At 69.8% G+C, this 23,317-nt stretch carries 21 protein-coding genes; 9 read left to right on the top strand and 12 right to left on the bottom strand.

Features of this window, described 5'->3' with window-relative positions:
• Positions 1-380: 380 nt before the first annotated feature.
• On the top strand, positions 381-1,355 hold the full coding sequence (locus M8A51_RS22430; RefSeq protein ID WP_251780772.1) for a Bug family tripartite tricarboxylate transporter substrate binding protein: 975 nt from the start codon (positions 381-383) through the stop codon (positions 1,353-1,355).
• A 31-nt stretch (positions 1,356-1,386) separates the two neighbouring features.
• Here M8A51_RS22430 and M8A51_RS22435 read toward each other — a convergent pair whose 3' ends face one another.
• From M8A51_RS22435 to M8A51_RS22465, 7 genes are all read right to left on the bottom strand, one after another.
• Positions 1,387-2,301: a glutaminase gene (locus M8A51_RS22435; protein WP_251780773.1), complete on the bottom strand. Its 915-nt coding sequence runs from the start codon at positions 2,299-2,301 to the stop codon at positions 1,387-1,389.
• Positions 2,302-2,449: 148 nt separating this feature from the next.
• A complete protein-coding gene (locus tag M8A51_RS22440; RefSeq protein ID WP_251780774.1) occupies positions 2,450-2,671 on the bottom strand; it encodes a hypothetical protein in 222 nt (73 codons plus the stop codon).
• A gap of 79 nt (positions 2,672-2,750) precedes the next feature.
• Positions 2,751-3,737 carry an ABC transporter ATP-binding protein gene (locus M8A51_RS22445; protein WP_251780775.1) on the bottom strand — a complete coding sequence of 329 codons (987 nt, stop codon included), beginning with the start codon at positions 3,735-3,737 and terminating at the stop codon, positions 2,751-2,753.
• Positions 3,734-4,594, bottom strand: a complete 861-nt coding sequence (locus tag M8A51_RS22450; protein WP_251780776.1) for an ABC transporter permease — start codon at positions 4,592-4,594, stop codon at positions 3,734-3,736. The genes M8A51_RS22445 and M8A51_RS22450 overlap by 4 nt, the downstream gene beginning before the upstream one ends.
• On the bottom strand, positions 4,591-5,553 hold the full coding sequence (locus tag M8A51_RS22455; RefSeq protein ID WP_251780777.1) for an ABC transporter permease: 963 nt from the start codon (positions 5,551-5,553) through the stop codon (positions 4,591-4,593). Before M8A51_RS22455 ends, M8A51_RS22450 begins: the two co-directional genes overlap by 4 nt.
• A gap of 850 nt (positions 5,554-6,403) precedes the next feature.
• On the bottom strand, positions 6,404-7,597 hold the full coding sequence (locus tag M8A51_RS22460) for an amino acid aminotransferase (protein WP_251780778.1): 1,194 nt from the start codon (positions 7,595-7,597) through the stop codon (positions 6,404-6,406).
• On the bottom strand, positions 7,555-8,520 hold the full coding sequence (locus tag M8A51_RS22465) for a sterol desaturase family protein (protein WP_251780779.1): 966 nt from the start codon (positions 8,518-8,520) through the stop codon (positions 7,555-7,557). The genes M8A51_RS22460 and M8A51_RS22465 overlap by 43 nt, the downstream gene beginning before the upstream one ends.
• 84 nt (positions 8,521-8,604) lie before the next feature.
• On the opposite strand from M8A51_RS22465, the gene M8A51_RS22470 reads away from it, so the two are divergent.
• Positions 8,605-9,210: a Crp/Fnr family transcriptional regulator gene (locus M8A51_RS22470; protein ID WP_251780780.1), complete on the top strand. Its 606-nt coding sequence runs from the start codon at positions 8,605-8,607 to the stop codon at positions 9,208-9,210.
• Positions 9,211-9,220: 10 nt separating this feature from the next.
• Here the strand turns inward: M8A51_RS22470 and M8A51_RS22475 are convergent, their stop codons facing one another.
• On the bottom strand, positions 9,221-9,706 hold the full coding sequence (locus tag M8A51_RS22475; protein WP_251780781.1) for a glutathione peroxidase: 486 nt from the start codon (positions 9,704-9,706) through the stop codon (positions 9,221-9,223).
• 204 nt (positions 9,707-9,910) lie between these two features.
• Here M8A51_RS22475 and M8A51_RS22480 point away from each other — a divergent pair, with 204 nt between their 5' ends.
• The 4 genes from M8A51_RS22480 (at position 9,911) to M8A51_RS22495 (ending at position 16,835) form a co-directional block, all read left to right on the top strand.
• On the top strand, positions 9,911-10,813 hold the full coding sequence (locus M8A51_RS22480) for a response regulator (RefSeq protein WP_251780782.1): 903 nt from the start codon (positions 9,911-9,913) through the stop codon (positions 10,811-10,813).
• 83 nt (positions 10,814-10,896) lie between these two features.
• Positions 10,897-11,400 carry a chemotaxis protein CheW gene (locus M8A51_RS22485; protein ID WP_251780783.1) on the top strand — a complete coding sequence of 168 codons (504 nt, stop codon included), beginning with the start codon at positions 10,897-10,899 and terminating at the stop codon, positions 11,398-11,400.
• A gap of 28 nt (positions 11,401-11,428) precedes the next feature.
• The gene (locus M8A51_RS22490; RefSeq protein ID WP_251780784.1) at positions 11,429-13,966 is read left to right on the top strand and encodes a methyl-accepting chemotaxis protein; all 2,538 of its coding nucleotides are present in this window, start codon (positions 11,429-11,431) and stop codon (positions 13,964-13,966) included.
• A gap of 40 nt (positions 13,967-14,006) precedes the next feature.
• Complete coding sequence (locus M8A51_RS22495) at positions 14,007-16,835, top strand: hybrid sensor histidine kinase/response regulator (protein WP_251780785.1); 2,829 nt, start codon at positions 14,007-14,009, stop codon at positions 16,833-16,835.
• Here the strand turns inward: M8A51_RS22495 and M8A51_RS22500 are convergent.
• Positions 16,784-17,719, bottom strand: a complete 936-nt coding sequence (locus M8A51_RS22500) for a DMT family transporter (protein ID WP_251780786.1) — start codon at positions 17,717-17,719, stop codon at positions 16,784-16,786. The genes M8A51_RS22495 and M8A51_RS22500 overlap by 52 nt on opposite strands.
• 26 nt (positions 17,720-17,745) lie before the next feature.
• On the bottom strand, positions 17,746-19,023 hold the full coding sequence (gene lplT, locus M8A51_RS22505; RefSeq protein WP_251780787.1) for a lysophospholipid transporter LplT: 1,278 nt from the start codon (positions 19,021-19,023) through the stop codon (positions 17,746-17,748).
• Positions 19,024-19,201: 178 nt separating this feature from the next.
• Between lplT and alr the strand changes: the two genes are divergently transcribed.
• Entirely contained in the window at positions 19,202-20,302 is a 1,101-nt protein-coding gene (gene alr / locus M8A51_RS22510; protein ID WP_251780788.1) for an alanine racemase, read from the top strand.
• 31 nt (positions 20,303-20,333) lie between these two features.
• Positions 20,334-20,753, top strand: coding sequence for a hypothetical protein (locus tag M8A51_RS22515; protein WP_251780789.1), 420 nt, complete (start codon positions 20,334-20,336; stop codon positions 20,751-20,753).
• On the opposite strand, the gene M8A51_RS22520 is transcribed toward M8A51_RS22515, so the two are convergent.
• Positions 20,664-21,539 carry an MBL fold metallo-hydrolase gene (locus M8A51_RS22520; protein ID WP_251780790.1) on the bottom strand — a complete coding sequence of 292 codons (876 nt, stop codon included), beginning with the start codon at positions 21,537-21,539 and terminating at the stop codon, positions 20,664-20,666. The genes M8A51_RS22515 and M8A51_RS22520 overlap by 90 nt on opposite strands.
• A 101-nt stretch (positions 21,540-21,640) precedes the next feature.
• On the opposite strand from M8A51_RS22520, the gene M8A51_RS22525 reads away from it, so the two are divergent.
• The gene (locus tag M8A51_RS22525; RefSeq protein WP_251780791.1) at positions 21,641-22,606 is read left to right on the top strand and encodes a GlxA family transcriptional regulator; all 966 of its coding nucleotides are present in this window, start codon (positions 21,641-21,643) and stop codon (positions 22,604-22,606) included.
• A gap of 63 nt (positions 22,607-22,669) precedes the next feature.
• Here M8A51_RS22525 and M8A51_RS22530 read toward each other — a convergent pair whose 3' ends face one another.
• On the bottom strand, positions 22,670-23,179 hold the full coding sequence (locus tag M8A51_RS22530) for a DUF4256 domain-containing protein (protein ID WP_251780792.1): 510 nt from the start codon (positions 23,177-23,179) through the stop codon (positions 22,670-22,672).
• Positions 23,180-23,317: the final 138 nt, after the last annotated feature.

Raw genomic sequence — 23,317 nt, forward strand, 5'->3', positions numbered from 1 at the left:
ATGATCAACCGTCGCAACAGCAACCGGCTCCGTCGCGTTCCCCGTTCGGCATCGAGCTTCTGTTCATCATCCGCGTCCGCGGAGGGCCGGGCTCGCCCTGTTGACAGAGTTAAGCCATATCAACGTTTAATAGGTAACCCGCAGCGTATCCGAGCACGCGGCCCAAATCCATCCCCTCCTCAGAGGGAAACCGCCTCCAGCCTTGCTTGCAGCCCTGCTCCCTCATTCGCCCGGCTGCGTTAGGCCACCTAAACTTTCCGGAACGGCCATCCCTGTTTTGCCCCGGCAGCGACCGGACACGCGGGGCTGCCGCGCCCTTTACCGTCTTGGGCTGGAAGCACTACATTGCGGTCTCCCCCGCTCCCTACCCTGGAGGCCCTATGCTTCGAATCGCCCGTCGGCTGGTCGCCGGCGCTGTCTGCCTCGCCGCGTTTGCGCTCACTTCTACCGCCTGGGCTCAGGCGCCGTCGATCCGCATCCTGGTCGGGTTTCCGGCCGGCGGCGGGTCGGACGCGATCGCGCGCACGCTGGCCGACAAGCTGAAAGACGAGCTGGGCCGGCCGGTCATCGTCGAGAACAAGCCAGGTGCCGGCGGGCAACTGGCCGCGCACGAACTGAAGGCGGCCGCGCCGGACGGGCGCACGTTTTTCATCTCGCACGACCACACCATCTCGATCCTGCCGCTGGTGTCGAAGAACCCGGGCTTCGACCCGGCCAAGGACTTCACGCCGGTGGCCGGCTTCGCGAGCTTCGTCAATGCGTTCGCCGTCTCGGGCGGCACGCCGGCCAAAAGCCTGAACGAATACGTCGACTGGGTGCGCACGCAGAAAGCCGGCAAGGGCACGGTCGGCGTGCCGGCCCCGGCGTCGACGCCCGAGTTCCTGGTCGGTGTGCTGGCGCAAACCTTCAAGCTCGATCTGGTGCCCGTACCCTACCGCGGCAGCGCGCCGATGATGGGCGACATGCTGGGCAACCAGATCGCCGCCGGTGTCGGCTCGGTGCCCGACTTCATCGACAACCACAAGAACGGGCGCATCCGCGTGGTGGCTGTGCTGGGCGGCAAGCGCCAGCCGACGCTGCCCGACGTCCCCACGCTCGCGGAGCTGGGCATCGGCGGGCTTGAAGACCTGCCCTACTACGGCTTCTTCGCACCGGCCGGCACGCCCAAGGCCGCGATCGACGAGTTTTCGCAGGCGCTGGCCAAGACGATCGCCGTGCCCGAGGTGCGCGAACGCCTCATGGCGCTGGGCCTCGCGGTGGAATTCATGAACTCGCAGCAGCTCGCTACGCGCGAGCGCGCCTATGCGAAGACCTGGGCCGAGATCATTCGCAAGAGCGGCTTCCAGCCGCAGTGACCGGTGATACACGACGCACGACAGCCCTCTTTCAGAAAATCGAGCGCCCCGTCAGCGTCGTGAGCATCTCCAGCGCAAGCGACCCCGCATGCGAGTTGCCCGACTCGTCCAGCCCGGGCGACCAGACGCAGATGCCGCAGGTGTCCGGGATGACCGCGACGATGCCGCCGCCGACCCCGCTCTTCGCGGGCAGGCCCACGCGGAAGGCGAAGTCCCCGGCTGCGTCGTAGGTGCCGCAGGTCAGCATCAGCGCACTCAGGCGCTTGGACAGGCTGGCGCTCAGCACGCGCTCGCCGTTGCGGGGGTTGACGCCGCGATTGGCCAGGAACAGCACCGCGCGCGCCAGGTCCTCGCAGTTCATCGTGATGGCGCAGTGGCGGCAGTAGGCGTCGAGCACCGCGTCGACCGGGTTGCGCAGGTTGCCGAAACTCTTGGCGAAATGCGCCATCGCGGCGTTGCGGTCGGAGTGCGCCCGCTCGGAGCGGGCCACCCGCGCGTCGTAGTGGAGCGTCGGGTTCCCCGACAGCTTCTGCAATGACTCGGAGACCACGTTTTCCGGCACCGCATAGCGCGAGCACAGGATGTCGGTGACCACCAAGGCCCCCGCGTTGATGAACGGGTTGCGCGGCTTGCCGGCCTCGCTCTCCAGCTGCACCAGCGAGTTGAACGGCGTGCCCGACGGCTCGCGACCGACCCGCTGCCACAGCGCGTCGCCCTCGGCCTGCAGCGCCAGCACCAGGGCGAACAGCTTGGAGATGCTCTGGATCGAGAACGCGACCTGGGCGTCGCCGACCGAATGAACCCGGCCGTCGAGTGTGACGATGGCCATGCCGAACTGCCGCAGCGGCACGGCGGCGAGTTCGGGGATGTAGCTGGCGACCCGCCCCTGGTCGAGGAGCGGCTGTACGGTGGCGTGGATCTGTTCGAGGACCGGTCGGTAGTCCATGGGTGGCTGGCATCGTTGAAACCTGGGTGCGGGCGATTGTGCGTCGATCACGACCGACAAATCCGCGCGCTGGCCAACGATATCCAGCAGAACCCGCGCCGGGGCGGGTGGCAACGCGAGCCGGCGTCACCGGCTTCGCGCTTGCGGCTCAGCCGCGCTGCGGCCGTTCCCCGCTGCGGGTCGGCTCACCGGGCAGCGGCTCGTTGCCCACCTGGGGCGAGGGCTGGGAACGGCTGGACAAGTTGCCGGTGCGCTTGACCCGCCCGTCGGACGTGCCGAGCGTCTCGTCGATCTGTTCGCCGTGCTTCGCGGCGTCGCGGCCTTCGAGGCGCGGCCTGCCCGGGCCGGCCGGGCTTCCTGCATGGGGCATGAGGGACTCCTTCCTACTTCGGCAAGGGCGGCTCACCACGAACCGCCCTGCCCCAGGTGCGGCAAGCCGCGTGCCCTGCTCAGGCGCCCTGCACCACCTCGGCCCAGCGGAGGCAGCGCACCTCGTGCTGAGGGGCCGCGGGTGCCGCCGGCGGCACCCGCGTGTCGCATGCTGCGACGTGCCAGCCGCAGCGCCCGGCGAACGGGCAGCCCGCCGGCAGGTCGGCCAGCTCGGGCACGCGGCCGGCGATGGTCTGCAGCCGCTCGGCACGCGGTGCCCCGAGCCGGGGGCGTGCCGCCAGCAGCCCGCGCGTGTAAGGGTGCGCCGGGCGACGCAGCACGTCGTGCACCGGCCCGGCCTCGGCGGCCACGCCACCGTACATCACCATCACGCGCTGCACGTTCTGCGCGATCACGGCCAGGTCGTGCGAGATCAGCATCAGCGCCATGCCGCGCGAGCGCACCAGCTCGGCCATCAGCTGCAGGATCTCGCGCTGCAGCGTCACGTCGAGCGCGGTGGTGGGCTCGTCGGCGATCAGCAGCGCCGGGTCGCAGGCCAGCGCCATCGCGATCACGACACGCTGGCGCTGGCCGCCGCTGAGCTCGTGCGGGTAGGCGTCGAGCCGGCGGCTGGCCTGCGGCAGACGCACCTGCTCCAGCAGGCGCCCCGCCTCGGCCCGCGCGCTGGCGGCCCCCAGCCCACGGTGCAGCCGCAGCGGCTCGGCGATCTGCCGCCCGATGGTGTGCAGCGGGTTGAGCGCGGTCATGGGTTCCTGGAACACCATGGCGAGGCGGTCGCCGCGCACGCGGCACATGGCGGCTTCGTCGAGGCCCGTCAACACCTGTCCGTCGAGCACGACCCTGCCGTCGAGGCGGGCGCCTTCGGGCAGCAGGCCCATCAGCGCGAGTGCCAGCATCGATTTGCCGCAGCCGGATTCACCGACCACGCCGAGCGTGTCGCCGCGCTCCAACGTGAAGGAGATGCCGCGCAAGGCCTCGGCCGGCCCGCGCGCGGTGGGCAGCGTCACGCGCAAGTCGTGCACGTCGAGCAGCGGCGCGCTCGTCACCGGGACCTCGACAGCCTGGGGTCGAGCAGGTCGCGCAGCCCGTCGCCCATCAGGTTCAGGCCGAGCACCGACAGCGCGATGGCCACCCCGGGAAAGATCGCCAGCCGCGGCGCCTGGAACAACTGGGTCTGTGCTTCGTTCAGCATGCGGCCCCACGATGGCTGCGGCGGTTGGGTGCCGAGCCCCAGGTACGACAGCGCCGCCTCGGCCAGGATCGCGGTGGCGAACTGGATGGTCGCCTGCACGATCAGCACCGCCGCGATGTTGGGCAGCACATGCTCGACCGTGATGCGCCAGGCACCCTTGCCGCAGGCGCGCGCAGCGAGGATGAAGTCGCGCGTCCACACGGCATTGGCCGAGGCGCGCGTGACACGTGCGAACACCGGGATGTTGAAGATGCCGATCGCGACGATGGAGGTCAGCAGCCCCGGCCCGTAGATGGCCGACAGCATCAGCGCCGTCAGCAGCGCCGGGAAGGCGAAGGTGAAGTCCGACAGACGCATCACCATCTCCTCGACCCAGCCGCGCCGCGCCGCCGCCAGCGCGCCCAGCGACACGCCGAACAGCAGCCCGATGCCGACCGCGACGATGCCGACGAGGATGGAGTTCTGCGCGCCCACCAGCAGCAGCGTGCCGACGTCGCGCCCGAGGCTATCGGTGCCCAGCCAGTGCTGCCCCGATGGCAGTTGCAGCTTGTTCGGGATGTCGATCTCGTGCGGCGGATAGGGCGTCCACACGAGCGAGAGCGCCGCCGCACCCAGCAGCAGCACCACCAGCACCGCCCCGGTGATGAAGGCTGGATGCCGGCGTGCACGCACGGCAAGCCCGGTCGCGCCTGTCGCGGTGGTGGTGCTCATGCGGCCCGCCTGCGCAGTCGCGGGTCGATCAGTGCGTAGAGCACATCGACGGCGAAGTTGATCAGCACGACCGCGGCCGCGAGCAGCATGATGACGTCGCGCACGACAACGACGTCGCGGTTGGCGATGGCCTGGAACACCAGCCGCCCGAGGCCCGGCAGGTAGAACACGTTCTCGACGACGATGGTGCCGGTGAGCAGGTTGCCGAACTGCAGCCCCATGATCGTGACGACCGGGATCATCGCGTTGCGCAGCACATGCTTCCACAGCACGGCGCGACGGCTCAGGCCCTTGGCGCGGGCCGTGCGCACGAAGTCCTCGCGCATCACGTCCAGCACCGCCGAGCGCGTGACGCGCGCGAGGATGGCCGCCTGCACCACCGCCAGCGCGACGGCCGGCAGCAGCAGCGCCTTCAGCCCCGGCCACGGGCCGCCGCCGTCCTCTTCGCTCCACCCCGGGAAGCCGCCGGCCGAGAACCATTGCAGCTGCACCGAGAACAGCAGGATCAGCAGGATCGCAAACCAGAAGTTCGGAATCGCGATGCCCACCTGGCTGGCGGCCATCACGCCGACGTCGCCGAGCCGGTTGTGGTGCGACGCGGCATACAGGCCGAGCGCGAGCGCCAGCACGGTGGTGAGCGCCATCGCGAGCACCGCCAGCGGCAGCGTGACGACCAGGCGTTCGGCGATGAGCTGCGCAATCGGCGTGTCGTAGGCGTAGCTGGTGCCGAGGTCGCCGGTGGCGAGTGCGGCGACCCACTCGAGATAGCGCGGGACGGGTGGCTGGTCGAGGCCGAGCTTTTGGGCGAGCGCGTCCACCGCTTCGGGAGTGGCCGTGGCGCCCAGCATCACCTGCGCGGCGTTGCCGGGGAGGATTTCCATCACCGCGAAGATCGCGATGGACGCGAACAGCAGGGTGGCGAGCAGGCTGGCCGTGCGGTGAAGCAGGAAGAGAGGCATTGGGGGTGAGGCTACCCGGGCCGGATGGGGATTGGCAAGGGGGGTTCGAGGTGGTCCCTCTGCACGCGCTGAGGAGATCGCTCCGGCCTGTCATTGCGCTGCTGCGTCTTGCTTGGCTTGCTTGGCTTGCTTGGCTTGCTCCCCGTGGCGCTGTGCTCCATTGCACTGCCGTGCCGGGAGTCCGCCCCGGCGGGCGGGTAACTTTCATTTGTTGGCCCAAATGAAAGTCACCAAAGCAAAGGGCCTGAAGAAGAACACCATGCACTCTGCCCGTTGTGCTTCTTGCACTCGGTCCGGCGGGCGGCCTGTGAATGCCGTGCTGGCTAGAGAAGCCGCACACCTGTTGTTTCGGTCCGAAGCGGACCGAAGACCAGGACCGAAGACCAGTCTGCGTGCTCAGGTGACCTGAGCGTCCGCTTTCAGCATTGCGGGCTCGCTACGCATCGCCATGGCTGTTCCTGATTTTTTCCAGGGTCTCGCGCAGCGGACCCGTAATGTTGGACGAGCAGGTGGTTCTAGCCCATACGGCAGGGATCGACCGCCCGCTGGGCCGAGCGGAGGAAGCACAACGGTCAGAGTGCATGGTGTTGCATTCAGGCTCTCTTCTTTGGTGACTTTCTTCTGAGCCAGCAGATGTTCCGAAGGGGGGGCCACTTACTTTGCGCAGCAAAGTTAGTGGGCACCAAAGTTACCCGCCCGCCGGGGCGGACTCCCGGCGCGGCAGCGCAATGGAGCACAGCGCCACAGGCAGCAAAAACAACAGCCAGCAAGCAACAAACCAGGCAAGCTCGGCCGCGTCATGAGCCCCAGCCACACCCGGCAAGCAGGCGGTGCCTCCCGCCCGGCGCGGCTAGGCCAGCACCGCCGCCATCGCCACCGCCACGGCCTCCACGTTGCCCGCGTTGAGCCCCGCCACGCACATGCGCCCGGAGCGCACCAGATACACCCCATGCTCCTCACGCAGCCGGTCCACCTGCTCGGGCGACAGCCCGGTATAGCTGAACATGCCCCGCTGCGTCAGGAAGTAGTCGAAGTTCCGCCCCGGCAGCTTCGCCGTCAACACGGCATGCAGCTTGGAGCGCATTGCCTTGATGCGCTCACGCATGCCGCCCAGCTCGGCCGCCCAGCGCTCGTACAGCGCCGGCGTCGTCAGCACCTTGGCCACCACCTGCCCGCCGTGTGTCGGGGGGCTGGAATAGTTGCGCCGTACCGCGGCCTTCAGCTGGCCCAGCACCAGCGCCGCCTGCGCGGCATCGGGGCAGACGACGCTCAGGCCGCCGCAGCGCTCGCCATAGATCGAGAAACTCTTCGAGAACGAGCTGGCGACGAAGAAGCTGACGCCGGCATCGGCCAGCGCACGGATGGCGAATGCGTCTTCCTCGATGCCGTCGCCGAAGCCCTGGTAGGCGATGTCGACGTACGGCAGCAGCTCGCGCTCGCGGATCACGGGGATCAGCTCGGCCCACTGCTGCTGCGACAGGTCGACGCCGGTCGGGTTGTGGCAGCACGCGTGCAGCAGCACGATGCTCTTGGCGGGCAGCCCCTTCAGTGCCGCGAGCATCTCGTCGAACTTCACGCCGCCGGTCTCGGGGTCGTAGTACGGGTAGGTGTGCACCTGGAAACCGGCGCCCTCGAACATCGCCCGGTGGTTGTCCCAGGTCGGGTCGCTGACCCAGACTTGCGAGTCGCCGAAGTAACGGTGCAGGAAGTCGCCGCCGACCTTCAGGCCGCCGGATCCGCCGATCGTCTGCAGCGTGGCGATGCGGCCGCTCTCGACGGCCTCGTGCCCGGCGCCGAACAACAGGTGCTGCACGGCCAGACGGTAGTTGGCGGCGCCCTCCATCGGCTGGTAGGGGCGCGGGCCGATGTGCTCCAGCAGCGAGGCTTCCGCCTCGCGCACCGCGTTCATCACCGGCAGGCGACCGGCATCGTCGAAGTAGATCCCGATGCTCAGATTGATCTTGTTCGGGCGCGGGTCCTTCTGGAAGTTCTCGTTCAGGGTCAGGATCGGGTCGCCGGCGTACGGATCGACGTGCTGGAACATGGGATCTCCTCGGGTGTGAACCCGCGATTATCCGGCGCAGGCGCTGACGATGCTGCCGTTCGCGCACGGCGCCACGGATAGAGCCACCAGCCCTTGAGGTCGCCGAGCGACGGATACTCGGCCGGCTGCGACAGGCCCACCAGCCGCGGCTCACCGGTGCGTCGAAACCGGAAGGTGCCGAACAACTGGTCCCACAGCGGCACCGCGGTGCCGAAGTTGAGCGCCTCGGCCACCACCGCGCTGTGATGGCGCCGGTGCAGCTCCGCGGTGCCGATCACATAGTTGAGCCAGCCCATCGTCCCCGGCGTGTTGGCGTGCGTCGCGAACGACTGGGCCTGCGCATACACGCCCGCATAGACGACCGCCTCCGCGGAGAATCCGAGCAGCAGCAAAGGCAGCACGCGCACCACGTCGACGATCAGCACGTTGACCGGGTGGATGGTCACGTTGTTGGTGAGGTTCACGGCCGCCGGTGCATGGTGCAGGGCATGCACCCGCCACAACCAGCCACCGGCATGCTCCCCGCGGTGCAGCCAGTACGCCCCGAACTCGCCCACCACCAGCGCCAGCGGCACGGCCAGCCACAACGGCCAGTCCTGCACGAAGACAGGCGCCGCCAGCCAGGGGCCGAGCCACAACGCGGCGCCGCGCACAAGCCACTTGGCGCCACTGTCGGCCACGGCCGCCGCCAGGAACCATGCGCCGTCACGGCGCAGGTCGGCTCGGGAAGGCACCCACTCGTCGCGGTGAGGCCACAGCCACTCGGCCCCTGCCAGCCAGGCCAGCGTGCCGGCGGTGGCGATGAGCGCGGCGAGGCCGAGCGGCCAGCCGGCCAGATGTGCCGTGACCAGCCAGGCCGACAGACCCGCCAGCAGGCCGAGATGCGCCCCGTTCCAGCGAGGGCGCGTATGCTGCGCGTTCATTGATCCTCCTCCATGCGATGCATCAAGCGATGCCGCGTATGGTGAGCAGGGCCGCCCCTTGGCGCATTAACCCCGGTTAACTCCATGGCCCGATCGGACCGCAACCGCAGCTGCCTGGCCTGCCAGCCGGAATTCGACGCCCTGATCGCGGCATCGCCCGAAGCCGCGCGCCGCTGGGCGCTGCTGCCGCGGCGCCGGCTGGCGGCCGGCGCCGCACTGCTGCGCCAGGGCGAGACCGCCGAACACGTCTGGATGGTGCGGCAAGGGCTGTTGCGCTGCTATTACCTCGGCGACGACGGCACCGAGCGCAACCGCTCCTTTCAGGCCGAAGGCGCCTGGGTGGGCTGCGGCGCACCGCCCCGCCCCAGCACGAGCCCGTTCACCATCGAGGCGCTGGAAGCCACCGAGGTGGTGGAGATGCCTTATGCCGACCTGAGCGCCTGCCTCGCCGACCTGCCGGACGCGCGCGCCGTGCTGGACGACGGCCTCGGCAGCCTGCTGTCGCGCCAGGCGACGCGCGAGGCGGAATTGCTGCTGCTCGACGCCACGCAGCGCTACCAGGCCTTTCTGCAGGAATACGGCGACCTGGTGCCGCGCATCGCACTGCACCACGTGGCGAGCTATCTGGGCATCACTAACGTGGCGCTGTCGCGCATACGCGCGCGGCTGGGCATGGTGGCGATGAAATGACCCAGACCGCTCAGGACGCGAGCGCCCGCTCGATGTCCGCCTGCATCGACTCCGGCTTGTCGGTCGGCGCATAGCGCTTCAGCACGCGCCCGTCGCGACCGACCAGAAACTTCGTGAAGTTCCACTTGATGGCCTTGGTGCCGAGCAGGCCGGGCGCTTCCTCGGTCAGCCAGCGGTACAGCGGGTGCGCCTGCGGGCCGTTGACCTCGATCTTGCTCATCATCGGGAAGCTGACGCCGTAGTTCAGCGAGCAGAACGACGAGATCTCGGCCTCGCTGCCAGGGTCCTGGTGGCCGAACTGGTTGCACGGGAAGCCGAGCACGACCAGGCCGCGCTCGCGATACCCCTCCCACAGCTGCTCGAGCCCGGTGAACTGCGGGGTGAAGCCACATTGGCTGGCCGTGTTGACGATCAGCAGCACCTTGCCGCGATGGTCGGCCAGGGCCACCGGCTTGCCGTCGATGCCGGTGGCTTCGAAATCGTAGACGCTGGGCATGGATAGCTCCTCCGTGGGTCTCGGTGCCGGCGATGTTAAGGCGCTTCCCGAGTCCCCGGACACGCCCGCGTCGAGTGCCGAGAGCCGCTCACCGCACGCCACCCCCGAGGTGTGGGCTTGACGTTGCCCTCGCCATGCCCTGAACATGCTGTTACGTTTTTCCCGACGCGGCGCGCCTCGTCTCTCGCCGCAGGAGCAAGCTTCATGAGCATCCGTTACCGGGTGGCCGTCCAGGGTTTCAGCGCTTTCGAGAAGGCGACCTTCGAGTCGTTCTTCCGGCTGGCCGCACGTCGTGCGCCCGCGTACGAATACGTCACCGAGCTGCAGCAGGCCGACTTCGTGGTGACCGACTCCGACCAGCTCGAAGCGCTCGAAGCGGTGCAAGGTGTCGGCCGGCTGCAACAGTCGGTCTGCATCGGCTCGCGCCCGGCGCAGGGGGCCGCAGCGCAAATGCCACGGCCGATCAACCTGATGCTGCTGCTGCGCCAGCTCGACCAGCTGGCCGGCCAAGGCGGCGGCGAGCAGATCCGCGTGCCGGCGCCGGAAGTGCCGGTGACCGCAGCGTCGCCCGTCGTGCGCGCGCCGGCGCCCCGCCCGTCGGGCGTGACCGACTTCCGCGACAGCAGCACCTTCAGCAATTCGGTGCTGATCGAAGGCGACCAGAAGTTCGACCACATCCTGGTCGTCGACGACAGCGACGTCGCGCTGCGCTTCATGCAGACGCGCCTGCGCCGCTTCGGCTTCAAGGTCCACCTCGCGCGCAGCGGCGAAGAAGCCCTGGAACGGCTGCTCGAGCGGCAATTCGAGTTCGTGTTCCTCGACGTGATGATGCAGGGCATGGACGGCTACCAGGCCTGCAAGAGCATCAAGCGCGCGCCTTGTCCGCCCGGGCGGCGCACGCCGGTCGTCGTGATGCTGACCAGCCGCGCCAGCGCGGTCGACAAGATCCGCGGCACGCTGGCCGGCTGCGACGCCTACCTGACCAAGCCGCTGGTCGAGGACGAACTGGTGCGCGTGATCGGCGAGCACGACGCGGTGTTCCAGCGCGGCTTCGAAAGCACGGTCGCCGGCGTCGCGACGACCACGCAGCACAGCGCCGACCGCTGAACGCGGCACCGGCGCACGGCGGGAGCGCATTGCAAGGCGGTTGACCCTACACTGCGTACCACCCAAAACGCCGGACCGACGCAGTGGACCCCGCCGCCCAGCCGACCGCCCCTTCCAGCCTTTCCGCCGACGAGCGATCGGCCGACTCCGGCCCGCTGGCCCAGGCCGTGCAATGCGGCCCCTGGGCGCTGGCCTTTCCGTTCAGCTGGGCGCGCAGCATCGTCGAGGAATTCGAACTGTCCGAGGTGCCGCACGCACCGCCGTGGCTGCTCGGCGCCGCCAACGTCGACGGCAAGGTGGTGCCGGTGCTCGATCTGGCGCTGTACCTCGACCCGGCGGCCCAGGCCGTCCCCGGCGCCGCCCGCTTGCTGCTGGTGGGCGGCGAAGGTGAGGACGCGGCGGGCATCGTCTTCAGCGGGCTGCCGGCGATGGCCCGCCCCCAGGCCGACCTGCCGGCGCCGGCCACGCCGCCGGCCCTGGCCGAGTTCATCACCGGCGCGGCCTCCGACGGCGGCAGCCGGCGCTGGGCGCTGGTCGATGCCCCGGCGCTGCTGGAGGCGCTGTCGGCCGAGCTTGCACTGGCCTGACCCCAGAACAACAACGAGGGAATCACCGATGAACATGCGCCAGAAACTGCTGCTGGCCGGCGGGGGGCTGGGCCTGCTGGGGGCGGTGGTCGCGGCCGTCGTGCTGGGGCTTGGCGCTCGCGACGTGGCCGGCGCCCGCGCCGACGAGCGCCTGCTGCAACAGCTCGTCGCACAGCGTGACCTGCAGGCCCAGGCCGTGCGGCAGGAAGTCGCCTACCGGCTCGCCGCGCTGCGCACGCTGGCCGCGCAGCCGGGCACGGTCGAGGCCTTGAAGCAGTTCAAGGCCGCGACCACGGCGATGCGCGACAGCGCACCGCCGGGCGCCGGCACGCCGGCCCTGCGCGAGGAAATGCTGGGCTGGCTGCCTCAGCAGTTCGAGCCCGAATGGGCCCGGCACAACGTCGACAAGCTGCCCGACCTGACCAAGCTGATCAACGCCCGCTCGCTGCTCAGTGCGCAATTGCAGCAGGCCTTCATCGTGCGCAACCCGCAACCGCCCGGACGCAAGCAGCAGATGCTGGTCGCCGAAACGCCGTCGCCCTACTCCCAGGCGCACTTGCAGCACCACCGGGCCTTCGACCTCGCGCAGGACCAGTTCGACCTGCAGGACCTGCTGCTCGTCGACGGCGAGACCGACCTGATTGTCTACAGCGTCGCGAAGGACCTCGACTTCGCCACCAGCCTCAGCGAAGGCATCGCGGTCGGCACCCCGCTGGCCGAGGCCTATGCGCGGGTGCGCCGCGCCAAGACGGCAGGCGATGTGGCGCTGTCGGACGCCGCGCCCTACCTGCCGGCCGCCAATCGCGTGGTGGTGTTTGCGGCAGCGCCGGTGTTCGACGGCGAGATGCAGATCGGCGTGATCGCGTGGCGCGCCGGCATCGAACGGCTGACGGCTCCGTTGCTGGCGCCGGTCGCCCCCTCCGCCGGCCCTCCCGCGCCGGCGCCCGACATCTATCTCGTCGGCGCCGACAAGCGCCTGCGCAGCGACCCGCGCACCCTGCGGGCGAACCCGGCCGCCTACCTCGACGCCCACCCTGGCCTGGCGACCGAAACCAAAGCCCTGGCGCAGCACCGCAGCAGCGGCGTCACGCTGCTGTCGGCCGACTCGCCGGCCGTCGACGCGGCACTCGCCGGGCAGACCGGCGCTGCGCTCTACCAGGGCGGCGACGAGCAGGCCGTGCTGGCCGCCTATGCACCGTTGGGCATCGACGGCTTGCGTTGGGTCGTGGTGTCGACGCAGGCGCGTCAGCAGGACGCCGTGCAGGCGCTGATGCAGGGGCTGGCCGGACGGGCGCTGCTGGCGGCGGTGGCCGCGATGCTGCTCGGCGCCGCACTGATGGCCGTGCTCGCGCGCCGCTGGCTGCAGCCGCTGGGGCTGCTGCAAACCACGCTGGCACGGCTGGCGCGCGGCGACATGCAGGCCCGCACGCAGTTGCCCCCACGTGACGAACTGGGCGAGGCGGGCCATGCGCTCGACCAGCTGCTCGACGGCCGCCTGGCACAACTGCACCACGTGGCGCGCGAGAACGAGTCGCTGAACCAGTCGGTCGTCAACCTGTTGCAGACGGTGTTCCAGATGTCCAACAAGGACCTCGCCGCACGCGCCGAGGTGACCGAGGACATCATCGGCACGCTGTCGTCGTCGATCAACCAGCTCGGCGACGAGATGAGCACCACGCTGGCCGAAGTGCAGCAGATCGCCGAGCAGGTGCGCGTGGCCTGCGAGTTCGTCGGCGAGCAGGCGGTGCGCGTCGACGACACGGCCCAACAGGAACGCGCCGCGCTGGAGGCCATGGCCTCGAACCTGAACCAGGCGACCTACCAGCTGGCGCAGGTGGCCGCGCTGTCGCAGAACAGCAGCGAGGCCGCCGAACACGCGTCGGGCGCCACCGAGGCCGCGCTCGGCGCGGTGCAGGACACGGTGCACGGCATGGACCTGCTGCGCGAGTCGATCGCCGAGATGGAAAAGCGCTTCAAGCGGCTGGGCGAGCGCAGCCAGGAGATCTCCACCGTCGTCAACCTGATCACCGCGATTTCCGAGCGCACCCATGTGCTCGCGCTCAACGCGTCGATGCAGGCCGCCGCCGCGGGCGAGGCCGGGCGCGGCTTCGCGATGGTGGCGGAAGAAGTACAGCGGCTGTCGGAGTCGGCGCGTCAGGCCACGGCACAGATCGCGCAGCTGGTGCAAAGCATCCAGGTCGAAACCGGCGACACGCTGCTGACGGTGAACCGGCTGATTTCGCAGGTGGTGCGGCAGTCCGAGCAGGCCCGGCACGCTGGCGCGCAGATGGCCGCGACGCGCGAGGCCACGGTGCAGCTGATCAACCTGGTACGCCAGATCGCCGCATTCTCGGAACAGCAGGCCACGCTGGCGCGCGACCTGCGCCTGGGCGTCGAGCAGCTCAACCGCGGCTCGACGCAGACCATCCTCGCGATCGAGCAGCAGACCGAGTCGACGGCCACGTTGGTGGAGTTCGCGCAGCGGCTGTCGGAATCGGTCGGCCAGTTCAAGCTGCCGCAGCCCACTCACGAAACGGCGCACGCGCCAAAGGACGAGACCCCGTGATGCCCCGCCCCCGACACGGCAACGCTGCAGGGAGCGGCCAATGACCCAGCTCGACCAGTTGCTGCAGGTGCTGCAAGAGGAATTCAGCCTCGCCGCCCCCGAGATCGATGCGGCGCTGATGCAATGGCTCAGCGAGCCGGGCAGCGGGCCGCGCCAGGCCGAGACCGCCGGCACGCTGTTCGGCCGGCTGGCGCAGGCAAGCCGGCTGGTCGGGCTGGAAGGTGCAGCGATCGTGTTCGATCTGCTGCGCGACACCGCGCAGCTCGGTGCCGAGCTCGAGGGCGACGAGTCGAGCATCGTGCTCGGCTGGCTTGCCGGCTGGCAGCCGCCGATGGGTGGCTACCTCGACCGCCCGGCCGAAGACGGCGCCGTGAAGGACCTGGCGCTCTACCTCGGGGCCAGCCCCGCCGCGCTGACCGGCGAACAGCTCGACCAGCTGCTCGAACTGCTGCGCCAGCCGCCGGTGCTACCGCCCGAACTGCAGACCACGACCGCGCCGGCGACCAGCCTGGTGCCCTTGTCGGACGAGGACATCTCGCTGGACGTGCCCGACGACGTCGACCCGGCCTTGTTCGACGCCTTCCTGAACGACGCGCCCGGCCAGCTCGAAACCTTGGGCAACGCGGTGCGGGCGCTGGCCGAAGGCCGTGCCGAACTCGCCGCGCTGCAGGAAGCGCGGCGCGCGGCACACACCTTCAAGGGCAGCGGCAACATCGTCGGCATCCGCGGCATCGGCCGGCTGGCACACCGCATCGAGGACGTACTGGACCACGCCGTGGCCCGGCGCGGCGAGATTCCGCTGGCGCTCGCCCGCGACCTCGAACAGGCGGTCGCCTGCCTCGACCAGATGGTCTATGCGCTGCGCGGCGAAGAGGTCGCGCCGGAAGACGGCCTCGCGTGGCTGGAACGCCTGGGCGACTGGGTGCGCGCGATCGAGCAGGGCACGGTCGACACGCTGACCTTGCAGACCCTGCCGGCCGCACTGGGCGCGCCCGAGACGCCGGCCGAACGGCCTGCAACGCCCGAACCCCGGCCCGCGTCCGACCGCGCCACCGCCCCGGCGAACGCCGCCATGCCGACCCTGCGCATCGGCGTCGACCGTCTCGACCGGCTGGTGCGCCGGGCCAACCAGGGCTTGGTGCACCACGGCCGGCTCGAAGAGCACATGCGTCGCATCGAGGAACGGCTGGGCCAGCTCGAATCGAGCAACCGCCAGTTGCGCGACCGCCTGCGCGACCTGGAGATCGCGATCGACCGCCAGGGCGTCACGCTGCAGGCCCAGGCGCAGACGCAGGGCTCGCGCTTCGATCCGCTCGAGATGGACCGCTACAGCGAACTGCAATCGCTGTCGCGGTTTGCCAGCGAAACCGTCGCCGACGAGATCGAGCACGCCAGGGCCGCGCGCACTGAAGCGCAGCTCGCCGCGCAAGCCCTGCGCAAGCAGGGGCAGGAACTGGTCGAGCAGCACCGCGAGCTGCTCGGTGCGCGGCTGGTGTCGGTGCGGCAGGTGGTGGCCCGGCTGCGTCGCAACGTGACCCAGACCGCCGCCGCAACGGCCAAGGACGTGCGCCTGGAAATCGAAGGCGAGCACGTGCAGATCGACACCGACGTGCTGGACCGCCTGACCGAGCCGCTGCTGCACCTGCTGCGCAACGCGGTCGACCACGGCATCGAGCCGCCGGAAGAACGTGCCGCCTTCGGCAAGCCGCGCACCGGCGTCGTGCAACTGCGCTTCACGCGCGAGAGCCAGTTGATCCGCGTCGAGTGCCGCGACGATGGCCGCGGCCTCGACCTGAGCGCGATCCACGAGCGCGCGGTCGAGCTGGGGCTGCTGGAACGCAGCACCGAGATCGGCGCTGCCGAGCTGGCGCGGCTGATCCTGCTGCCCGGGTTCTCGACCAAGCCCGAAGTGACCGAAATCTCCGGTCGCGGCGTCGGCATGGACGTGGTCGCCGACCGTCTTCGCGGCATGAAAGGCCGCATCGACATCGCCACCGAAGCCCTCGCCGGCACCACCTTCACGCTGCAGGTGCCCGCGACCACCGGGCTGCAGCACGCGCTGCTGGTGCAGGTCGAGGAACAGCTCTACGCGCTGCCGAGCGATGCGGTCGTGCTGGCGCTGGCGGCGGGCCAGGGCACCGTGGCCGTCACGCCGGGCGGCACCGTGTTCCGCTACGCCGGGCGCGAGCTGCCCTACCAGAAGCTGGCGGCGTGGCTGGGCCTGCCGTCGGGCGACACCGGCGGCAGCGTGCGTCCCGTCGTGATCGCCCGCGGCGCGCATGGCGAAGTGGCGCTGGAAGTGGACCGCATCGTCGATTCGCGCGACCTGATCCTGCAAGACATCGGCCGGCTGCTGCGTCGCGTGCGCGGTGTCGCCGGGGGCGCCTTCCGGCCCGACGGCCGGCTGCTGCTGCTGCTCGACATCGAAGCGCTGGAGCACGCCTCCAGCTCGCCGATGCGGCGTGAGGCGTCCGCCCAGCTGCGCCGCCGCATGAAAATCGAGCGCAAGCACGCGCTGGTGGTCGACGACGCCATCTCGGTGCGCCAGACGCTGTCGCAGTTGCTGCAGGACGCCGGCTACGAGGTCAGCACCGCCCGCGACGGCTTCGACGCGCTCGACGCGCTGATCCGCCGCAAGGCCGACGTCGTGCTGACCGACCTGGAGATGCCCAACCTCAACGGCCTGGAGCTGACCCGCCGGCTGCGCGAGTCGCGCCTGTGGAAGGACATGCCGGTGGTGATGATCACCTCGCGCGCGACGAACAAGCACCTCAAGAGCGCCGAGGAAGCCGGCGTCGACGTGTTCCTGACCAAACCCTATGCCGACGACGAGTTGCTGGCCGAGGTGCGGCGGCTGGTCTCGGCTTGACCCCAGCGCGCCGGGCCGAGCGCGGCTAGCAACGCGGCGGCCACGATCAGCCCGCCGCCGGCCAGCGTCTGCGCCGTCAGCATCTCACCCCCCCAGGCCACCGACGACACCGACGCGAACACCACCTCGGTCAGCATCACGACAGCCGTGACGTTCGCCGGCAGCCGTGCCGCCCCGAACTGGTAGGCCATGTTCGAACACATGAACGCCAGCGCCAGCCCGATGGCCAAGGCCACCCAGGCCGCCTGCGGCGCCGGCGGCCACGCGATGCCGCGCTCGGGGCCGAGCCCCACCGCCAGGCTGCCGGCAATCACCACGCAGCCGAACAGCATCGCCACCGCCCGCCCTTCCTCGCGGGTGCGGGACCCGAGCCGCCGCAGCATCACGCTGTTGAGCGCGAACGCAAAGCCGCCGAGCAGCGCCAGCCAGTCGGCCCGGCCGCTGGGCAGCGGGAACGGCACGCCCTCGGGCTTGAGCACCACCGCCGCGCCGGCCAGCGCCAGACCGATGCGGAACACCCCGCTCGCCGTGAAGCGCTCGTGCAGCAGCACGCGCGCCAGCAGCACCGACCACAGGGGCATCAGGTAGAACAGCAGCACCACGCGCACCACCTCGCCGATGCTGACGGCCCAGTTGAAGGCGGCGTTGGTGGTCCCCGAGGCGACGGCCAGGATCCACAGCTGCGGTTGCGCGAGCAACTGCCGCAAACCCTGCGGCCGCCAGGCCAGCAACGCCAGCACGGCAAGCAGGTAGACGATCACCGTGGTCCACAGCGGGTGCAGCCCGTGACCCTGCAAAGCCCGCAATGGCCACCACGACAGCCCCCAGACGAAGGCGTTGAGCAGCAGCGCGGGAACGGGCCAGGGCGAGCGTGCGAAGGACATCGCGCGATTGTGCGCGAGCCGGGCGTTCAGTGATGGTCGCTGCGCGCGAGCACGAGCAGTTGCTCGACCTCGTCGGCATGCCGACGCAGGTTGTTCTCGTGCCAGCGCTTGATCAGCCACATGGTGGCGGCGACCACCAGTCCGAAGATCGTGATGGCGCCGAAGGCCGACATGCCGAACTTCGTCATCGCGGTATAGAACGCGCCGAGTCCCAGGATGCAGGCCTGCTCGTTGAAGTTCTGCACGGCGATCGAGCGGCCGGCGCCCATCAGGTTGTGCCCGCGGTGCTGCAGCAGCGCATTCATCGGCACCACCAGGTAGCCGCCCAGCCCGCCGAGCAGGATCAGGAAAGGTGCGGCCACCCAGGCGTTCGAGATGAAGTTGAGCGCAATGACCAGCACGCCCATCGCGATGCCGAGCGGGATCACCCGTGTGGCGACGTCCAGCCGCATGTGCACCGACGCCACCACCGCACCGACCGCCGTGCCCACGGCCACCACCCCGACCAGTGCCGAGGCCTGCGTGGTGCCGTAGCCGAGCGCCGCGGCCGCCCAGGCCAGCACGATGTAGCGCAGGTTGCCGGACACGCCCCAGAACAGCGTGGTGGTCGCCAGCGAGATCTGGCCCAGCTTGTCGCGCCAGAGCCGGCGGTTGCAGGTGCGGAAGTCCCGCACCATCTCGATCAGCGTGCCGGGCAGCGGCTGCAGCGGCGCTTCGGTGCGCGGAATGTAGAGGTTGAAGACGGCCGCCGCGATGTACAGCAGGATGATGGATGCGATGGCGGCTTCGGGGGCCGAGGCGATGCCGAGATCGACGCCCGGCAGGTCGATCGCCAGCAGGTGCGGCGCGATCATCGGCCCGACCAGTTGCCCGCCGAGCAGCACGCCGAGAATGATCGAAGCGATCGTCAGCCCTTCGATCCAGCCATTGGCCTTGACCAGTTGCGACGGCGGCAACAGCTCGGTCAGGATGCCGTATTTCGCCGGCGAATAGGCCGCCGCGCCGAGCCCGACGATCGCGTAGGACATCAGCGGGTGGGTGCCGAACAGCATCATCAGGCAGCCGACCACCTTGATCGTGTTCGAGATGAACATGACCTTGCCCTTGGGGATGAAGTCGGCGAACGCCCCGACGAAGGGGGCCAGCACCACGTAGAACAGCGCGAACATCGGCACCAGCGCGGCACGCTGCCATTCAGCCGTGCCGGAGGTCCGAAGCAACTCCACCGCCGCGACGAACAGCGCGTTGTCAGCCAGCGAGCTGAAGAACTGCGCCGACATGATGGTGTAGAAGCCTTTTTTCATTCAGTCACTGCAGCAAGCGGCTTCTCTCGGCGTTCGTGGGGCCCTGGACGTCTCTCGGGTGCGCCGGTGGCGGCACGTGGCCCGTGCGGCGCGCCCGGGTTTATAGCACGCTGACCCCACCGTTCCGGGCCGCGCCGGCCCCCGCGTGCACCCGGGAGCCGGCTGGCAGAATCGCTCCATGCCCCGCCCGATCCAAGCCGTCGTCCACACCGAAGCCCTGGCGCACAACCTGCGCCGCGCACGTGCTGCCGCGCCCGATGCCAAGGTCTGGGCGGTGGTCAAGGCCAATGCCTACGGCCACGGCATAGAGCGTGCCTACCCCGGGCTGCAGGGGGCCGACGGCTTTGCGCTGCTGGACCTGGCCGAGGCCGAACGGGTGCGCTCGCTCGGCTGGCGCGGCCCCGTCCTGTTGCTCGAAGGCTGCTTCGAGGCACGCGACCTCGAGCTCTGTTCGCGGCTCAACCTCTGGCACGTGGTGCATTGCGACGAGCAGATCGACTGGCTTGCCACCCACAAGACGACCTGGCCGCACCGCGTGTTCCTGAAGCTCAATTCGGGCATGAACCGGCTCGGCTTCACGCCGGCCGCCTTTCGCGCGGCGTGGATGCGCCTGTCGGGACTGACGCAGGTCGACGAGATCTCGCTGATGACGCACTTCTCCGACGCCGACGGCGACCGCGGCATCGAGCAGCAAGTGGCCGTCTTCGAGGCCGCGTGCGAAGGGCTGCCCGGCGAACGCTCGCTGGCCAACAGCGCCGCGACGCTGCGTTTCGCGCCCACCCGCCCCGAGGTCCGCGGCGATTGGGTGCGCCCCGGCATCCTGAGCTACGGCTCGGCGCCGGACTTCCCCGCCCGCAGCATCGCCGACTGGGACCTGCAGCCGACGCTGACCTTGCGCTCCCGGCTGATCGGCGTGCAGTTGCTGCAGCCGGGCGACACGGTGGGCTACGGCAGCACCTTCCGGGCCGACGCGCCGCTGCGCATCGGCATCGTCGCCTGCGGTTATGCCGACGGCTACCCGCGCCACTGCAGCACCGGCACGCCGGTGCTGGTCGACGGCGTGCGCACGCGCATGGTCGGGCGGGTCTCGATGGACATGATCACCGTCGACCTGACGCCGCTGCCTCACGCCGGCATCGGCACCGAGGTGACGTTGTGGGGCCACGGCCCGCACGGCAGCGTGCTGCCGATCGACGAGATCGCCCAGTCGGCGGGCACGGTCGGCTACGAACTGATGTGTGCGCTGGCGCCGCGGGTGCCGGTGGCACACGACCATTGAGCCGGCCGGCTGCGGCCGCCCCCCACCCGGCATGAACCACCACCTGCTGACGCTGCTGCTGCTGTCGCCCGCGATCGCGGGCTTCATCTACCTGCCCTGGCGCGAACAGCGCGAGTACGGCGTGTCGATCGGCCGCAGCGGTTGGGTCGCCATGGCGGCGGTCGTGGTGCTGTACGGGATGATGTGGCGGCTGGACTGGGCCGACCCGCTGGTCGCCTGGCTGGACACGCCGGCCAGCCCGGCCCGCCATCGCATGCTGCCGGCCGCCTGGGCGGTGTACTCGCTGCCGCTGTGGGCGGCTTGCATCATCGTATGCGCCCGGACCGCCCGGGACCTGGGCAGCGTATCGTCTGCCATTGCGTCACTGCCGCTGCGCGGCGTGCGGGCGTTCGGCTGGATGCTGCTGGGCGTTTGCTGGTCGGTGTTCCTGGTGCTTGCCGCTCTGCGCTGAGCAGCGCTGCATCCGCTCGAACACCAGCGTCTCGCCGTCCGCCGGAACGCTCACCCGTGCGGCCAAGCCCCGCCGTTGCGCTTCAGCCAGCAACTCGGCACGCGACGTGGGGCAATGGTCGAGTGCTTCCAGATGGTTCGCGACGAAGTGCCCCGACCCCAGAGCGGCGAGTTGCAGCGCCTGGTCGGCATCCATGATCAGCTCGCTGCCCAGGTCCATGGCCGCGCCGCCGGCCGGCACGATGGACACGTCGGGCCGGCGCTCGGTGACGCAGCGGGCCACCTCGTCGGTCAGCACGGTGTCGCCGGCGATGTAGAGGCTGGGTTCGCCCGCCTGTTCGATGAAGTAGCCGTGGCCGTGCGCCATGAAGCGGCCGATCCAGCCTTCGCCGTGCAGGCACTCGACGGGGGTGATGCTGCCGCGGGCAAACGGGGTGGGACCGTCCGGCCGCAGGGGTTGCACGAGCAGGCCGCGCTGCGCCAGGTAGTCGGCGTCGCCCGGCATGCACAGCACCGGGATCTGCCGCTCGCGCAGCCAGCGCTTGCCGGCCCGGTCGAGATGGTCGAAGTGCCCGCGCTGGCAATGCGTGATCAAGGCATGAGTGACGGTTTCGAGCACCGGCGAGGCCTGGACGGGCAGGTCGACCAGCGGATTGCGGCGCCGCTGCCCGGTGAGCCACTTCAGCGACGGCAGTGCGCCTTGCGGGGCCAGCATCGGGTCGACCAGGACGCGGTGTTCTCCGTAGGAGATGACAACGGTGGCATTGCGCAGTTGGGTGATCTTCATCGTGACCTTGTTGAAGCGAGCGATGGGTGCTCGCCTGCAGGCATTGTTCAACTCGCCGGGCCCGACGAGAATGGCACGATCTGACTTGTTTGGTGCAATACATGCCAATCCTTCGTGTCGGCCTGCTCCTGTACCCGGGCTGCATGCCGGCGGGCCTTTTCAGTGCGGCCGACCTGCTGCAAGCCGCCAACCTGCGCAGCGGCAAGCGCGCCTTCGAAACGCAGTGGGTCGGGCTGCAGGAAGGCCGCGTGGAATGTGCCCATGGTGTGTGGCTGGAAGCGCGCCAGTCCATCGCGGACACGCCCTGCTCGGCGCTGCTGGTGCCCGGCTTCTGGGCCGCCTCCATCGACCATCTGCGGGTGCAGCTGAAGCAGCAGCGCGCACTGATCGACGCCCTGGCGTCGCTGGACCGCTCGGTCGCGCTATGGAGCTACTGCACCGGTGTGGCGCTGACGGCGCAGGCCGGTCGCCTGAAGGACCAGCCCGCCACGGCCACGTGGTGGATGGCCCGCTGGCTGGAAGAGGCGCACCCGAACGTCGACTGGCAATGGCAGCACGCCTGCGTGGCGCAGCGACGCAACGTCACGGCCTCGGGCGTGCACGGCTACCTGCCCATCGTTTGCGACCGCGTCGAGCACCGCGTCAACGCCGAGGTGTGGCGAGACCTGAACCGCTTGCTGGTGCTGCCGCGGCCGCAGCGCGGCGCGCCGGTCTTCCAGCCGCTGGCATCGATGACCACCACCGACCCGCTGTTGCAACGGCTGCGCCTGCTGGTGGAGCAGTTGCCCGCCTCGCAACTGACCATCGAGCATCTCGCCGCGGCGTTGGCGCTGTCGCCCCGCACGCTGGCGCGCAAGGTGCAACAGGGCAGTGGCGGCCATTCGGTCGGTACCCACGTGCGGTTGATCAAGCTGCACCAGGCCGGCGAGCGGCTGCTGCACACCCCGCAGTCGGTCGGCCAGGTCTGTTCGGCGCTCGGTTTCGCCGACGAGTCCAGCTTCCGTCGGATGTTCAAGCGGGTGACCGGCAACACGCCGGCCGAGTATCGGCAGATGTACCGGTCCTGACACGACGCTCGTCCGCCCCCGGGAGTCGCGCGGCGCTCACGTTCATTCCCGTCAAGCCGAGGGTCACACGCGGAGCGAGCCGCGAAAGCCCCTCGCCGCGTAGTACGACTGCGCCCCGTTGTGATACACGAAAACCTGGTCATACCGCCGGTCGCAGAAGAGGGCCCCGCCGAGCGAGCGCACGTCCGGCGGCGTCTTGACCCAGCTCGACGTCTTCGTATCGAACTCACCCAGCTTCTGCAGCGCCCGGTACTGTTCTTCCGTCAGCAGATCGATGCCCATGGTCGCGGCCATCTCGACAGCGCTGCCCTGCGGCTTGTGCTCCTTGCGCGAGTCCAGCGCCTCACGGTCATAGCAAACGCTTCGGCGGCCAGCCGGGCTCTCCGCCGAGCAATCGCAGAACGTGAACCGCCCGGCCTCCGGACCCTGAGCGATGACGTCCGGCTCGCCGCCGGTGGCCTCCATCGCCTGAAGCGCCTTCAATGCGGCCGGGCTGCTTTCCAGCCTGGCTTGAACGTCGGCCCATGCGATGCCCTGGTGGCGATGCATGTTCTGCTCGAAGCGAGCCTTCAAGGCTTGAAGCAGTCTGTCGCGTTCTTGTGCCTTCATGGTTCTTCTCAAGTGCTGGTCATGGAGGGCTCGTCGCTGATCTTGCCGGCGCAGCCGCTTGCTCTCTCTGCGCCCTGTCAGGCACGCTCGTACATCCCGCCG

The sequence above is a fragment of the Caldimonas mangrovi genome, assembly GCF_023721835.1.
Classification (GTDB): Bacteria; Pseudomonadota; Gammaproteobacteria; order Burkholderiales; family Burkholderiaceae_C; genus Caldimonas; species Caldimonas mangrovi.

Excerpts from the sequence above, each read along its gene's own strand:
- M8A51_RS22430 (WP_251780772.1), top strand. The coding sequence starts at position 381 with ATGCTTCGAATCGCCCGTCGGCTGGTCGCCGGCGCTGTCTGCCTCGCC.
- M8A51_RS22435 (WP_251780773.1), bottom strand. The coding sequence starts at position 2,301 with ATGGACTACCGACCGGTCCTCGAACAGATCCACGCCACCGTACAGCCG.
- M8A51_RS22440 (WP_251780774.1), bottom strand. The coding sequence starts at position 2,671 with ATGCCCCATGCAGGAAGCCCGGCCGGCCCGGGCAGGCCGCGCCTCGAA.
- M8A51_RS22450 (WP_251780776.1), bottom strand. The coding sequence starts at position 4,594 with ATGAGCACCACCACCGCGACAGGCGCGACCGGGCTTGCCGTGCGTGCA.
- M8A51_RS22455 (WP_251780777.1), bottom strand. The coding sequence starts at position 5,553 with ATGCCTCTCTTCCTGCTTCACCGCACGGCCAGCCTGCTCGCCACCCTG.
- M8A51_RS22460 (WP_251780778.1), bottom strand. The coding sequence starts at position 7,597 with ATGTTCCAGCACGTCGATCCGTACGCCGGCGACCCGATCCTGACCCTG.
- M8A51_RS22465 (WP_251780779.1), bottom strand. The coding sequence starts at position 8,520 with ATGAACGCGCAGCATACGCGCCCTCGCTGGAACGGGGCGCATCTCGGC.
- M8A51_RS22470 (WP_251780780.1), top strand. The coding sequence starts at position 8,605 with ATGGCCCGATCGGACCGCAACCGCAGCTGCCTGGCCTGCCAGCCGGAA.
- M8A51_RS22475 (WP_251780781.1), bottom strand. The coding sequence starts at position 9,706 with ATGCCCAGCGTCTACGATTTCGAAGCCACCGGCATCGACGGCAAGCCG.
- M8A51_RS22480 (WP_251780782.1), top strand. The coding sequence starts at position 9,911 with ATGAGCATCCGTTACCGGGTGGCCGTCCAGGGTTTCAGCGCTTTCGAG.
- M8A51_RS22490 (WP_251780784.1), top strand. The coding sequence starts at position 11,429 with ATGAACATGCGCCAGAAACTGCTGCTGGCCGGCGGGGGGCTGGGCCTG.
- M8A51_RS22495 (WP_251780785.1), top strand. The coding sequence starts at position 14,007 with ATGACCCAGCTCGACCAGTTGCTGCAGGTGCTGCAAGAGGAATTCAGC.
- M8A51_RS22500 (WP_251780786.1), bottom strand. The coding sequence starts at position 17,719 with ATGTCCTTCGCACGCTCGCCCTGGCCCGTTCCCGCGCTGCTGCTCAAC.
- lplT (WP_251780787.1), bottom strand. The coding sequence starts at position 19,023 with ATGAAAAAAGGCTTCTACACCATCATGTCGGCGCAGTTCTTCAGCTCG.
- alr (WP_251780788.1), top strand. The coding sequence starts at position 19,202 with ATGCCCCGCCCGATCCAAGCCGTCGTCCACACCGAAGCCCTGGCGCAC.
- M8A51_RS22515 (WP_251780789.1), top strand. The coding sequence starts at position 20,334 with ATGAACCACCACCTGCTGACGCTGCTGCTGCTGTCGCCCGCGATCGCG.
- M8A51_RS22520 (WP_251780790.1), bottom strand. The coding sequence starts at position 21,539 with ATGAAGATCACCCAACTGCGCAATGCCACCGTTGTCATCTCCTACGGA.
- M8A51_RS22525 (WP_251780791.1), top strand. The coding sequence starts at position 21,641 with ATGCCAATCCTTCGTGTCGGCCTGCTCCTGTACCCGGGCTGCATGCCG.